The 13,001-nt window shown below is 53.1% G+C and carries 10 protein-coding genes; all 10 read right to left on the reverse strand.

All coding sequences use genetic code 11. The annotated features are described in order from the left end of the window. Nucleotides 1-247 precede the first annotated feature (247 nt). Complete coding sequence (galF, locus tag ACJHWK_RS12175; protein WP_000183029.1) at nucleotides 248-1,141, reverse strand: UTP--glucose-1-phosphate uridylyltransferase GalF; 894 nt, start codon at nucleotides 1,139-1,141, stop codon at nucleotides 248-250. Between the two features lie 174 nt (nucleotides 1,142-1,315). Next, the gene (gene wcaM, locus ACJHWK_RS12180; protein WP_001116045.1) at nucleotides 1,316-2,710 is read right to left on the reverse strand and encodes a colanic acid biosynthesis protein WcaM; all 1,395 of its coding nucleotides are present in this window, start codon (nucleotides 2,708-2,710) and stop codon (nucleotides 1,316-1,318) included. Between the two features lie 10 nt (nucleotides 2,711-2,720). Continuing rightward, the gene (gene wcaL, locus ACJHWK_RS12185) at nucleotides 2,721-3,941 is read right to left on the reverse strand and encodes a colanic acid biosynthesis glycosyltransferase WcaL (RefSeq protein WP_000862642.1); all 1,221 of its coding nucleotides are present in this window, start codon (nucleotides 3,939-3,941) and stop codon (nucleotides 2,721-2,723) included. Then, nucleotides 3,938-5,218: a colanic acid biosynthesis pyruvyl transferase WcaK gene (wcaK, locus tag ACJHWK_RS12190; RefSeq protein WP_000770800.1), complete on the reverse strand. Its 1,281-nt coding sequence runs from the start codon at nucleotides 5,216-5,218 to the stop codon at nucleotides 3,938-3,940. The genes wcaL and wcaK overlap by 4 nt, the downstream gene beginning before the upstream one ends. Nucleotides 5,219-5,289: 71 nt before the next feature. Beyond that, nucleotides 5,290-6,768 (reverse strand): colanic acid undecaprenyl disphosphate flippase WzxC, encoded by a 1,479-nt coding sequence (gene wzxC, locus ACJHWK_RS12195; protein WP_000058512.1) that lies wholly within the window; start codon nucleotides 6,766-6,768, stop codon nucleotides 5,290-5,292. A 1-nt stretch (nucleotide 6,769) separates the two neighbouring features. After that, the gene (gene wcaJ, locus ACJHWK_RS12200) at nucleotides 6,770-8,164 is read right to left on the reverse strand and encodes an undecaprenyl-phosphate glucose phosphotransferase (RefSeq protein ID WP_000183130.1); all 1,395 of its coding nucleotides are present in this window, start codon (nucleotides 8,162-8,164) and stop codon (nucleotides 6,770-6,772) included. Between the two features lie 135 nt (nucleotides 8,165-8,299). Continuing rightward, nucleotides 8,300-9,670 carry a colanic acid biosynthesis phosphomannomutase CpsG gene (cpsG, locus tag ACJHWK_RS12205; protein WP_001332227.1) on the reverse strand — a complete coding sequence of 457 codons (1,371 nt, stop codon included), beginning with the start codon at nucleotides 9,668-9,670 and terminating at the stop codon, nucleotides 8,300-8,302. Between the two features lie 192 nt (nucleotides 9,671-9,862). Then, on the reverse strand, nucleotides 9,863-11,299 hold the full coding sequence (gene cpsB / locus ACJHWK_RS12210; protein WP_000079257.1) for a mannose-1-phosphate guanyltransferase: 1,437 nt from the start codon (nucleotides 11,297-11,299) through the stop codon (nucleotides 9,863-9,865). Nucleotides 11,300-11,301: 2 nt separating this feature from the next. Beyond that, complete coding sequence (wcaI, locus tag ACJHWK_RS12215) at nucleotides 11,302-12,525, reverse strand: colanic acid biosynthesis fucosyltransferase WcaI (RefSeq protein WP_000699680.1); 1,224 nt, start codon at nucleotides 12,523-12,525, stop codon at nucleotides 11,302-11,304. Beyond that, nucleotides 12,522-13,001 carry a GDP-mannose mannosyl hydrolase gene (gene gmm / locus ACJHWK_RS12220; protein WP_001351161.1) on the reverse strand — a complete coding sequence of 160 codons (480 nt, stop codon included), beginning with the start codon at nucleotides 12,999-13,001 and terminating at the stop codon, nucleotides 12,522-12,524. Before gmm ends, wcaI begins: the two co-directional genes overlap by 4 nt.

The following is a 13,001-nucleotide window of genomic DNA, read 5'->3' on the forward strand; positions in this document are numbered from 1 at the left end:
CGATGTGACGAGCGTATCCCGCTCGTGCCAAATCCGAAAAATTCAAACGCTAATTGTCTTACCAAACAGCTGTAGAAACAAGGAAAATCCTGGAAAAATTTGAACTATGATTACAAGCTAACATCCTGTTTTCATTGCATTTATAAAAACAACAACGGCAGTGAGATTCAATGAGCAAAACTTATGCTACGAATCTTCACTGCCGTTTTTAATTACTTACTGACTGACACTTCCTGTCAGGAATTTGTTACTCGCTTAACAACTTCTCAATGCCTTTGCGGAACTTAGCGCCTTCTTTCAGGTTGCGTAGTCCATACTTCACAAACGCTTGCATATAACCCATTTTCTTACCACAGTCGTAACTGTCCCCAGTCATCAGCATTGCGTCAACTGCTTGTTTTTTTGCCAACTCAGCAATGGCATCAGTCAACTGAATACGTCCCCATGCTCCAGGTTGAGTACGCTCCAGTTCAGGCCAAATATCGGCAGAAAGCACATAACGCCCTACAGCCATGATGTCTGAGTCCAGGGTCTGCGGCTGATCCGGTTTTTCGATAAATTCAACAATGCGGCTGACTTTGCCTTCGCGATCAAGCGGATCTTTGGTCTGGATGACGGAGTATTCAGAGAGATCGCCCGGCATGCGTTTTGCCAGAACCTGGCTGCGGCCAGTTTCATTGAAGCGCGCAATCATTGCGGCCAGATTGTAACGCAGCGGATCGGCACTGGCGTCGTCGATAACAACATCCGGCAGCACCACGACAAACGGGTTATCGCCAATGGCTGGTCTGGCACACAAAATCGAGTGGCCCAGACCTAAAGGTTCCCCCTGACGCACGTTCATAATGGTCACACCTGGCGGGCAGATAGATTGTACTTCCGCCAGAAGCTGGCGCTTCACGCGCAGTTCAAGGAGAGATTCTAATTCATAAGATGTATCGAAGTGATTTTCGACTGCGTTCTTGGACGCATGAGTTACCAGGAGGATTTCTTTGATCCCTGCAGCCACAATCTCGTCAACAATGTACTGAATCATTGGCTTGTCGACGATCGGTAGCATCTCTTTAGGAATCGCCTTAGTTGCAGGCAACATATGCATCCCAAGACCCGCTACAGGAATAACTGCTTTTAAATTCGTCATTATTTCATCCACCTGTAAAATGGTTGCTGAATTATAGCTTGTTCGATTTTTTTCGCCAGCATCAATTCCCCTGAATTGATTACTGATTTACTTCCGATGTTACGCCGCTTTGTTCAGGATTGCAGTAGCGTTATTCCTAAGTATGGCTCTATTTTTCCAGGAATGGTCGCAAATCTACCTGCCCCGTTCCGGCAGCTTAAAGTTAATATTTTCCACATTAACGACATGGTGATTAATCCTGTCGATATCGACTGAACTTTGTCCTTTTTCATTCACCGCATGAACATTTACCAGCGACAGTAGCGTCTCGTTCTTTGCCATAAAGACACCGCGAACGTCCTTTCGCAGGTCGAAATTCATGGTCAATGCCGGACCCGCAGTGGATTCTTGCATTACTTTGATATTACGCATAAAAATGTGTTGCGGCTTGTTGTGAAGCTCCAGCGAAGCACGCGTCATTTCAATGTTGGTCAACGCCACGAATGAGACGGCATTCCCTGCTGAAATTTGGATTCCGCGCAATTTCCAGGCAATGTTAGAGTTATCAAGATGAATATTATTCAATCTGAAGTTTTGTGGTATTGAGAGATACTTATCTTTAATGACTCCGTAACCGATTAACATTCCGGCACTATTGGTCATTTCTATATTGTCAATAACAAAGTTATCACATCCATATATCGCTACCGTGGCGTTATCAATACCCGCTTTCTTGCTGAAAGCGGGCGTAATATTATGAGCCTTGATATTACGGATGACGAAGTGTTTGCCGTTCTCAACATGAATCAACTGCCGACAATCCGATCCCGTGATATTCGCCACGACAAAGTTTTTCACTGCCTGATCTTCTGGGTAATTATTATCGTAAGTGCTTCCCGCAAGGCCTATGCCAATGCCCCAGTTGATTTTGCCGTTGGTACAGTTGATGCGCTCGATGACATGGTCAGATATCAAAATATCACTGTCGTTAATTGCCACGTTCCATTCAATGGCGTCGCCCTGTAAGTCGCTGAACTTACAGTTGGTGACGTTGGCACCGATAATCTGGTTATGAAATCCCTGGCGTAAGATGGCGTAATTAGCGTGGCTAATGGTCAGGTTATCGATGGTCAGGTTGCGCATGACCCGTTTGTTTTTGCCGCCGATATAAATCTGCGTTACCGGACCAAAGCCGCTCATCGCCAGCCCTTTGATGGTGCAGTCAGAGCCGCGCACATCCAGGGTGATGTTATGCATACTGCCGCCCACCTCCCCTGTCACCTGACTGCCGTCCTGTAAGACAAATCGCCCTCTGCCGTTGCCGCGCAGACTTCCAAGGATGTGTAACGTTTTACCTGCAGGAATGAAGATGCCGGTGTTGATATTGTCACAAACCAATCCGGCAGGCACGACGACTGTTTGCCCTTCGCTGAAGGCTTGTTTAAATGAGGCGATCCAGTCGTGTGGATTGTAGTCGTTAATGTTAACGCTTGTTCGGGCTGGAAGTGCACGAGCGAAAGGGGTATGGAGGAAGGCAAGCGCCGAGCTTGCCGTCAGGAAGGTGCGTCGGGAGAGTTTTTTAAATGGCATGCGTTCTCCTCTATAAAGCTTGCAGCAAGCTTGCGAGTTCTCGATTGATCACCTGCTGGTTAAAATCATGTTCGACTTTTTCGCGCGCACGTTTGATAACCGGAGCCAGTTCGTCGGTGTCCAGTTGGCTAAACGCCGCTAGTCGTTGCGCCAGTGCACGAGCATCGTTCTCAGGCACCAGCCAGCCGGATTTGTCGGCCTCCACCAGTTCCGGTATTCCGCTATGCAGAGTTGAAACAACCGGAATGCCGACCGCCATTGCTTCCATTAGTGCCACCGGAATACCTTCCATATCGCCATCCGCGCCCGTTACCGATGGCAGGAGGAAGACATCCGCGTCGTCGAGGATCGCTTTCACTTCGTGGCTCGGTTTAAAGCCCGGCATCTCTACCACATCTTCCAGTTGATATTGTTCGATGAGGGTGCGCAGGCGTCGTTCCCACGGGCCAATGCCGAGGATGCGATAGCGAAATGCCACGCCCTGCTCTTTCAACTGACGGCAGGCTTCGATCGCCACATGCAGGCCTTTTTTCTCGGTTAAGCGTGCGACGGAAATGATTTCCAGCGGCGTTGCGGGCGCTTTCACCGGACGCGGGCTAAAGCGCGTCATGTCCACGCCCATGCGCGATACGGCGATTTTTTCCCTCGGACAGCCCATTTTTTGCAGCCTTCCGGCCCACAGATCGCTTATCGGTAGCATCAGGTCGCCACGGCGGAACAGTTGCTGATATTCGGGAGTGTAGTGGTTGAGAACGTCCCGACTGGAGATATCAATACCGTGGAAGATAGTGGCAATTTTGCCGCGAATGACACCCAGTTCGCGTAGTTTTGCTGCGGTTACCCCCGCCGGGCCAAAATGAGCGATAAAGACATCGGCATGAAGCGGTGTTACGACCTGACCACAAATGGCAGACAAAATCAGGTTCCGCGACTCTGCGCCATAGCGTTTGAGGTTGAGCGCCTGCCAGGTATTTTTACGATGAATGCCGCGTAAGGTCTGACTGGCTCGGTGGCGCAGTTTCGCAACTTTGCCTTGTGGTTCGTCCTGTAACCAGCGGGTTCTGGCGGCAAGGTTGTATTTCGTCCATGCCGCGTGGGTATTCTGGGTGTCGCCTTTTTGCAGCGCGACAATCTCCACCTCAAAGCCCATATCAATAAACGCGGTAATTTGGTTGAGGACGAAGGTTTCCGACGACAGCGGAAATTTCAGTAAAAAGAAGCCGACCTTCATTTAGCCTCCCCGATACGCTCAAGCACAGATTGCACCATCTGCATTCCTGCCTGGCGTTCGCGATTGACGGCTTCGTTAAGTCGCGCGTTCAGCGCCGGAAGCTGGCCTAAGGTATCCGCAACCATCGCTTGCAAGCTGCCGTCCAGTAAATGACGGATATCAATTGCCATCTCTGGCAGCCCCAGCTGCTGCATAATCCCGGCGGATTTATGTTCATAGTTGATGGCAATCGCCGGAGTGGCAAAGTTCATCGAGATAATGGCGGAGTGCAGACGCGTACCAACGGTGAGTTCACAGGCACCGAGAATTTTGCCCATTTCCAGATCGTTAAGTTCATCCATCACTACGTGGTAACGGGCAGGATCGCTGATGTGCTGGCGCAGATTGAGCGCCACCATGCGGTCGTCTTTGTTATAGCTGTCGATGCCCGTACAGGTGGAGAGCGCAATCACCTGATACCCTTCATCGAGAATGCGATTGACCACCCCAGCAAAGGCTTTTTCATACGCTTGTTGAGTGGTGCCGAGACGTTTGTCGAACGGTGCCAGTTCGCGCAGGGTAATTGCCACCGTTTTCTGTTGTGCGGCAACGTCCAGCCAGTGTTGAACAGCATAGCTGGCGGTGAAATCTTCTGTGTGGTGATCGACCAGCCACGCGGTATCGACGCCATGTTCCACTTTTGCAGTGGTGATATTGCTGCGTTTCATTAGATCGAGGCTAACCGACTCGCGCAGGATCAGCGCGTCACAGTGACCGAAAACGTAGTTCGCCAGTTGGTTAAATTGCTCATCCTGGAAGGGGCCGACGCTGTGACCAATCATAAACAGCGGCTTTTTCGCCATAAATGTGCAAAGCGCGTGTTCAAACTGCGGCACGCCATAGAGATCGACAAAAAACGATCCGCCGACCTGAATAATGGCGTCGTAACCTGACAGCAGGCGCACGAAGTCGGTGAATCCCTGGGCGATGGCGATATTACGCAGCTTGCCAGTGTCGGTGACGCGTGAGAGCAATACCTGATGCTGGTAGCGGCGACGGAGGACTTTTTTAACGCGCCCGACAACGCCCGCCGCGCTGTTGTGTTGTTTCATTTGCAGGAACAGCGGATCGCCCATTACCGGGCGGTTGAGCAGCCAGGAAGAACTGACCGGATAGCGGCTCATTACGTCCACTTCGGCATGTGGATTGAGGATGTTGATGGCATCAAGTAAGCCGCGCAAGATGGCGCTGTCGCCGCGGTTGCCGCAAGTGTGGTTGCCCAGAATCAGTAATTTCATTTTTTCCTCATAAATTTGGTGCCAGGTGAGGTTATGTTGTTGTTTTTATTGCCGGAGCCTAAAACAACCATTCACCCCGCCCGTAAAAGCATTTTCATTTTTTCGCTGCGACAAAACTGACGCTTCACTTCCACCACCAGCGGATGGCGCGACAGCACAATCATCACCACAAACGCCAGCACGCCCGCGGCTATTTGCACCGCCAGCAGCATCCCCAGCGCCAGTTGCCCTTTCAGCACAATGCCCAGCGCATAACTGACCCCCAGTGTCGGCAACGAGAGATAAAACGGCAGCCACAAACTCAGGATGTACTGGCGATAACTGGAACCAAGAACCGGTTTAATCATCACGAAGTAACTCAGAATGGTGTTGATAATCTGCACCAGCAGGAAACCGAGCGTGACGCCGATTGCGCCCGCCATCTGCCCACCAATAACAATCGCCGGAATAAACAGAAATGTTTTGAATACGTTGAATTTAAAGCTGATATCGACCCGCGCTTTCGCCATCAGCAGCGAACCAATCGGGTTACCCACTGAGCGCAGCAGCCCCACCACACACAGCAATTGCAGCACCGGAATAATGCTGTTCCACTTCTCACCAAAGACCAGCGGTACAAAGTTATTCGACACCACCATCAGCCCCAGCAGCGCCGGAAAGTTGATAATCCCCACCACCGACAGCAGCTTGTAGAAGTTAACGCGCAGCTTTTCGGTGTCGTCCTGAATTTTGGCAAATGCCGGAAACAACACGCGGGTGATGATCGGATTCAGCTTCATCGGCGGCACAACGGCCACGTTGTACGCCAGGTTGTATCCCCCTGCCACGCCCGCGCCGAGAATACGCGCCAGCACCAGCGTTGAAAGGTTGGTGTTGAGATAGTTGATGATGCTGTCCGCCGTCAGCCAGGCACCAAAGCGTAAGTTCGGTGCCACCGACGCCAGAGAGAAATGCAGACCGGGGCGATAAATTTTGCGGCCAAAGTAGCCAAACAGCAGCGTTCTCACCGCACTATTGACCAGATAACCGAGGATCGCAGTCATCGCCAGCGGCCAGAAATGGGCGCTAACCACCGTAAAAGTGAAGCCCGCCAGCACCGCGCTGGTTTCGATCATGCCGATTTTGTTGAACTCCAGCTCCTTCTGCATCAACGCGCGGAACTGTTGCCCGTGGGGGATCACCACAAACGCCAGTGACAATGTTTTAATCAACGGTGCCAGGTCCGGGTTATTCAACACGTCGCCGATGAGATCACTCAACAAAAACACCACCACACACACCACAAGCCCCAGCCCGACGTTCAGCCAGTACAACGTGGTGAGTTCAAGGTGGCTGATTTCTTTTCGCTGAATAATCGAGTTAGCGATACCGAAGTCAGAAAGCGTATCTGCCAGCGCGATGATCACCAGCGACACGGTAAGCAAACCGAACTGGTGGTTGTCGATAATCCGCGCCAGCACGGTCATCTGCACCAGCCCGAGGCCGATGATGATCACCGTGGCAATCGCCGACCACTTCGCGCCGCTGATGGTTTTTTCACGTAAGCTCATATCAATATGCCGCTTTGTTAACGAAGCCCTTGAATACCGTCAGGAAAACGATTTTGATATCGAACCAGACGCTCCATTCGCGGATGTACTCAAGGTCGAACTCGACGCGTTTTTCCATTTTCTCCAGTGTGTCGGTTTCGCCGCGCCAGCCATTAATCTGCGCCCAGCCGGTAATGCCCGGTTTCACCTTATGGCGCAGCATGTAGCCTTCAATGAGCTGGCGATACTGTTCGTTATGCGCCACCGCGTGCGGACGTGGACCGACAATCGACATCCCCCCGGTCAGCACATTGATAAACTGCGGCAATTCGTCCAGCGAGGTGCGGCGCAGAAAGTTCCCCACTTTGGTGACGCGCGGATCGTTCTGCGTCGCCTGGGTCACCACTTTGTCGTTCTCCATCACTTTCATCGAACGGAACTTCCACACTTTGATCGGCTTGCCATCCATGCCGTAGCGAGTCTGGCGAAAAATAACCGGCCCTGGTGAACTGAGTTTTACCGCCAGCGCAATACAGCACAGCACCGGGGAGATCAGCAGCAGAATAAGCGTCGCCAGCACAATGTCTTCCGCACGTTTTAGCAGGCGGTTAACCCCGGAAAGCGGCGTGTCGTAAAGCGGCACCACCGGAACGCCGTTCATCTCTTCGAGACGTGAATGGAGAATGTTGAAGGTAAAGACGTCGGGGATCAGCAGCACCGAACAGGTGGTGTCCGCCAATTGATGGACCAGTTTTTTCACTCGCGCGCCGTCGCACATTTGCATCGCGATATAGACGTTATGAATCTTGCCCGCTTTCGCATCCTCGACCAGCTGTTGCAGATTGCCCGCCCAGTCGTTAGAAACGCCGCCCGGTTTCGGGTCGTGGTAAACGCCCACCACTTCAAACCCTAACCACGGCTGATTACGGAAGCTCTCCATCAGCATTTGTCCGGCGGCTAAATCCCCCGCCACCGCGACCATCCGCTTGTTATAGCCATGATTACGCAGCCAGCCCGCCCCAATGCGAATACATGAACGGCAAACCACCAGTCCGATGCTGGTCAGCCCATACCACGCCAGCCAGATTTTCAGTTGCGTGTCGAAATCATTGTTGAACGCCACCAGTCCGGCGCTGAAAATCACGCTTAAGGTCCAGTTTTGTAGCAGCAGGGCAAATTCTGTCGCTGCCCGAACACCGCGCCATGAGCGATAAAAATCGGTGATGCCGCCCAGCATCTGGAACACCACCAGCGTAATCAGCGCCACCAACAGGTGCATGTAGAGGAATGACAGTCCGCTCACTTCGCAAACCAGCCATAGCCCGGCAAACATGATGGTGATATCTGAAAAGCGTTGCACCATAGAGATTAACGATGCATTGGTTTTCGCTCGCTCGCGCTTTTTTAGATTTGTCATCGTTGTTCCTGTTCTATTGTCGCCTCGCCCCTCACCCCGGCCCTCTCCCCAATGGGGCGAGGGGGAGAAGAAAGTTCCGTGCTCACTTCTCTCCGCAGGCAGTAGAGCGTCAGGGTGAGGGGGAAAGTAATGACATTACTCGTTCAGCAACGTCAGCAGAGTTCGCGTTCGCGCTTCCATCAGCGGCACATCACCGCGCGATTCCACATTCAACCGCACCACCGGTTCGGTGTTGGAGGAGCGTAGATTAAAGCGCCAGTTGGCAAAGGTCATGCTGATGCCATCGGTACGATCCACCGCCAGCGCTTCGCGGCTAAAGTGCTGTTCCACGCGGTTAATCGCCTCAACGGGGTGTGCCAGTTTGCTGTTGATCTCACCGCTTGCCGGAAACGCCGCCATCCGGTCGCGCACCAGTTCGCCCAGCGTTTTTCCTTTCAGGCACACCAGTTCGGCCACCAGCAGCCACGGGATCATGCCGCTGTCACAGTAAGCGAAATCGCGGAAGTAATGGTGAGCGCTCATTTCGCCACCGTAGATGGCGTCTTCCTTGCGCATACGTTCTTTTATAAAGGCGTGTCCGGTTTTCGACATTACCGGCGTACCACCTGCGGCAGTCACCACATCAACGGTGTTCCAGGAGAGACGTGGATCGTGGATGATCTTCGCGCCGGGATTTTTTTCGAGGAACGCTTCTGCCAGCAGACCGACAATGTAGTAGCCCTCGATAAACTGCCCTTTTTCGTCAAACAGGAAACAGCGGTCAAAATCGCCATCAAAGGCAATACCCATATCCGCGCCGTGTTTGATGACCGCATTGCGGGTGTCGTCGCGGCATTCCGGCAGCAGCGGGTTAGGAATTCCGTTGGGGAAATTGCCGTCCGGCGTGTTGTGCACTTTGATCAATTCCACGGGTGCGCCGAGGGCTTTAAAGCGGGCTTCAATGGCGTCCACCACCGGACCCGCCGCGCCGTTCCCGGAGTTAATCACCAGCTTGAGCGGCGTGAGGTTTTTGACGTTGATATAACCGAACAGGTGATCAACGTAAGCGTCACGCAGATTGATTTGCTGATAGCGACCGCGTTTGGTTTCATCGACAGGAGGGAAGTCATTGGCTTCTGCCAGACGCTGGACGTCGCGCAGTCCGGTATCACCGCTGATCGGGCGAGCCCCTTCGCGCACCAGCTTCATGCCGTTGTAATCCATCGGGTTATGGCTGGCGGTAACTTCGATGCCGCCATCCACGCCGAGATGGAACGTGGCGAAATAAATCTCTTCGGTGCCGGACATGCCAATATCCAGCACATCGACGCCCGCATCCTGTAAACCTTTCGCCAGCGCCAGTTTTAAGGTTTCGCTGGTGAGGCGGACATCACCGCCTAACACAATGGTTTTCGGTTTGAGAAATTCGCCATAGGCACGCCCAATACGCCAGGCAATATCTTCATTCAGTTCTTCGCCTAATTTCCCGCGAATATCATAGGCTTTAAAGCAGGTTAATCTTTTCATGTCGTTACCCTTTTTCAGGCAATAGTTGGCCCTGACCGAAACGGCCAATTTTGTTTTTGTCGTTATTTACATCGCGGTTTCGCATTCATTGCCTGATGCGACGCTGCCGCGTCTTATCAGGCCTACAAACCCGAACCGTAGGTCGGATAAGGCGTTCACGCCGCATCCGACAAACAGCGCCTGATGCGACGTTTACACCCGTCCGTAGCGATCCGCGAAGCGCACCACATCATCCTCTTCGAGATAAGAGCCGGAGCGCACTTCAATTAAATCGAGCGGAATTTTCCCCGGGTTTTCCAGGCAGTGCGTCGCCCCCAGCGGAATATAAATGGACTCGTTTTCACCAAGCAGTTTGATATCACCGTCAATAGTGACTTTTGCCGTTCCTGCGACAACCACCCAGTGTTCCGCGCGGTGATGATGCATCTGTACCGACAAGCCCTCGCCCGGTTTCACGGTGATGCGTTTCACCTGGTAGCGGTCGCCCGCGTCGATAGAGTCATATTTGCCCCACGGACGATACACTTCGCGATGTACCCGATGCTCATGGCGACCATCGGCTTTGATCTGCTCGACCACTTTTTTCACATCCTGCACCGCGTTACGGTCGGCAATCAGCACAGCATCTTTGGTCTGCACTACCACCAAATCTTTCACCCCGACGGTGGTGACCAGGCCAGATTCGGCATACACATAGCTGTTTTCAGTTTTGTGATTAATCACATCGCCGTGGCAAACGTTGCCCTCGGCGGTGTGGGCGCTGATTTCCCATAAAGAGGACCAGGAGCCGACATCGCTCCAGCCCGCATCCATCGGCACCACAACGGCATCTGCCGTACGTTCCATGACTGCGTAATCCACCGACTCTTCCGGGCAGGCCAGAAACGCCTCTTCATCCACACGAATAAAATCGAGATCCGGATCGACGGCGCTCATCGCTTTTTCACAGGCATCGAGAATATCCGGGCGATATTTTTTCAGTTCTTCGAGATAGCGTCCGGCGCGGAACAGAAACATACCGCTGTTCCAGTAATATTCGCCGCTTGCCACATAGGCCTGAGCGGTTTCCAGATTCGGTTTTTCGACAAACTGCGCCACTTCAAAGGCCACCATATCCTGCTCACCCGCAGACACTTCACCGCGACGAATATAGCCATAACCGGTTTCTGGTAGATCCGGCACAATGCCAAAGGTCACCAGCTTGCCCGCTTCGGCATACGGCATAGCGTTACGCACGGCGGCACGGAACGCGTCTTCATCGGCAATCACATGATCCGCCGCCAGCACCAGCATTAATGGGTCGTTCTCCGGGCTATGACGTTTTGCCGCCAGCGCCGCCAGCGCAATGGCCGGTGCAGTGTTACGCCCTGCCGGTTCGAGAATAATATTCTCGGTGAGTTTGTTCAGTTGACGCAGCTGTTCCGCGACAATAAAGCGGTGCTGCTCATTGCAAATCACCACCGGGCTTTCGCACTCCACGCCGTTCAGGCGGCAGATGGTGGTTTGCAGCATGGTGAGATCGCCTTTCAGGCATAAAAACTGCTTGGGGTAAAGTACGCGGGAAAGCGGCCATAAGCGGCTACCGGAGCCACCTGCCATCACAACTGGATAGAGTTTCGACTGCGCCATAATTATCCCCGAATATCATTTATAAATTGACGTAACACGTTCTCTTTATCGAGCGTGCGTTCGGCATATTCACGTGCCACCGTGTTGTGTTTGGGCAGCAGGAGCGCCTGACGAATCCCCGCCACCAGCGCCTCGACCGATTCCGGTTCAACGCAAACCGCAATGCCCGGAAAGGTTTCGCAAAGCTGTCCCAGTTCGGTGTGAGCTTCTGCGGTAATCACCGCGTTGCCGCCTACCGCCAGAATATTGGTCAGTTTCGACGGCAATACGGCATCCGCCGCGCCGCGTTTTTGCACCACCAGATGGCAATCGCCCATCTTCAGCAGTGCGGGTAAAGCGTCATACGATTGCAGCGGGAAGAATTGCATGTTGCGCAGTCCACGCTGTTGCGCCATTTTTTCCAGTCGCGCTTTGCCGCCGCCCTGCCCGACAATGGCAAAAATCAGCGGTTCATCACGCAGGCGTTCGGCAGCTTCAATAACGTTTTCCAGCCCCTGCTTTTCACCAATATTGCCGGAGTAAAGAATGATTTTTTTGTTATCCGGCAGGCCAAGCTGGTTACGAAGGGCATCAACATCGACATCTGCGACATGCTGAAAACGGGCAATTTCTGACCAGTTGGGGAAGAAGATGACGTTTTCTGCCGCCACGCCTTTTTCGATGGCTTTATTCATCATCGAACGCGAAATCGTGGAGACGTTATCGACGTTATGCAGTCCGCTACGTTCGAACGCCGTTGCCAGCTGTGCCACTTTGCCGCCTTTGCCTTTTCCGGCAAGGCCCAGCCCCAGCATGGCGTCCACTTCGTAATCCTGAATATGCAGCACGGTACGCGCGCCAGAGAGTTTCGCCAGCAGGCGCATTCCCGGCGTGCAAAACAGCGTTGGCACTACGCCGATAATGCGATCCGGCTTCCAGCGACGTTGCGCCATCAACGGGAAAAAACTGCTGGCGGCAAAACTGCCGAGATGCAACAGGCGTTTCAGGGTGCTCGGCTGTTTTGGCACGTACAGCGGGCAGCGCCACACCGTGGCGGCCCCCTCTTCTCGTTTGTACCGCCAGGCGGAATAGTTCTCGCCCACCTGCCATTGCGGGTAGTAAGGCGGTGCGGTAATAACCCGCACCTCATGACCTTGTGCCGCCAGCCATTCCACCATCTCTCCGGTGTATTTGCCGATACCGGTTAACTCCGGCGAGTAGTTAATGCCGTAGACCAGTATTTTCATAATCCGGGTACTCCGGCACGCTTCTCAGCGAGAAAATAGGCGCGGCTGTTAGCGTGAACATTGTCACTGGCGAGCAGTGCGTCCGGGGTCAGCCAGCGGTAATCGTCATGCTGCTCATCCGGCAGTAACAGATCTTCTTCAGCGACTCTGAAGCGAAAACCGAGCACCACATAGTGAGTGGTGAAATCCGTGCCGGAGAAGTTATCGTCATAAAAGTGCTGCCAGACACCGTAAAACTGGCCTACTGTTATCGGTAGACGCAGCCCCAGTTCCGCCATCGTCAGCCGCTCAAATGCGGCTTCCAGCATTTCGTCTTTCTGCACGCGCCCTCCCGGCACAAACCAGTAACCCTGTGCCGGGCGGTTGGTTCTTTTGCCAAGCAGAAACTCGCCGCGACTGTTCTCGACAATAAAGTCGAGAGAGACAAGCGGTGTGGAGCGCACTACCGTGGCAAAGTCTTCCTGACGTAAAAACAT

The sequence above is a fragment of the Escherichia sp. WS547 genome (genome assembly GCF_046486065.1).
GTDB lineage: Bacteria > Pseudomonadota > Gammaproteobacteria > Enterobacterales > Enterobacteriaceae > Escherichia > Escherichia coli.

Excerpts from the sequence above, each read along its gene's own strand:
- wcaL (WP_000862642.1), bottom strand. The coding sequence starts at position 3,941 with ATGAAGGTCGGCTTCTTTTTACTGAAATTTCCGCTGTCGTCGGAAACC.
- cpsG (WP_001332227.1), bottom strand. The coding sequence starts at position 9,670 with ATGAAAAGATTAACCTGCTTTAAAGCCTATGATATTCGCGGGAAATTA.
- wcaM (WP_001116045.1), bottom strand. The coding sequence starts at position 2,710 with ATGCCATTTAAAAAACTCTCCCGACGCACCTTCCTGACGGCAAGCTCG.
- cpsB (WP_000079257.1), bottom strand. The coding sequence starts at position 11,299 with ATGGCGCAGTCGAAACTCTATCCAGTTGTGATGGCAGGTGGCTCCGGT.
- galF (WP_000183029.1), bottom strand. The coding sequence starts at position 1,141 with ATGACGAATTTAAAAGCAGTTATTCCTGTAGCGGGTCTTGGGATGCAT.
- gmm (WP_001351161.1), bottom strand. The coding sequence starts at position 13,001 with ATGTTTTTACGTCAGGAAGACTTTGCCACGGTAGTGCGCTCCACACCG.
- wzxC (WP_000058512.1), bottom strand. The coding sequence starts at position 6,768 with ATGAGCTTACGTGAAAAAACCATCAGCGGCGCGAAGTGGTCGGCGATT.
- wcaK (WP_000770800.1), bottom strand. The coding sequence starts at position 5,218 with ATGAAATTACTGATTCTGGGCAACCACACTTGCGGCAACCGCGGCGAC.
- wcaI (WP_000699680.1), bottom strand. The coding sequence starts at position 12,525 with ATGAAAATACTGGTCTACGGCATTAACTACTCGCCGGAGTTAACCGGT.
- wcaJ (WP_000183130.1), bottom strand. The coding sequence starts at position 8,164 with ATGACAAATCTAAAAAAGCGCGAGCGAGCGAAAACCAATGCATCGTTA.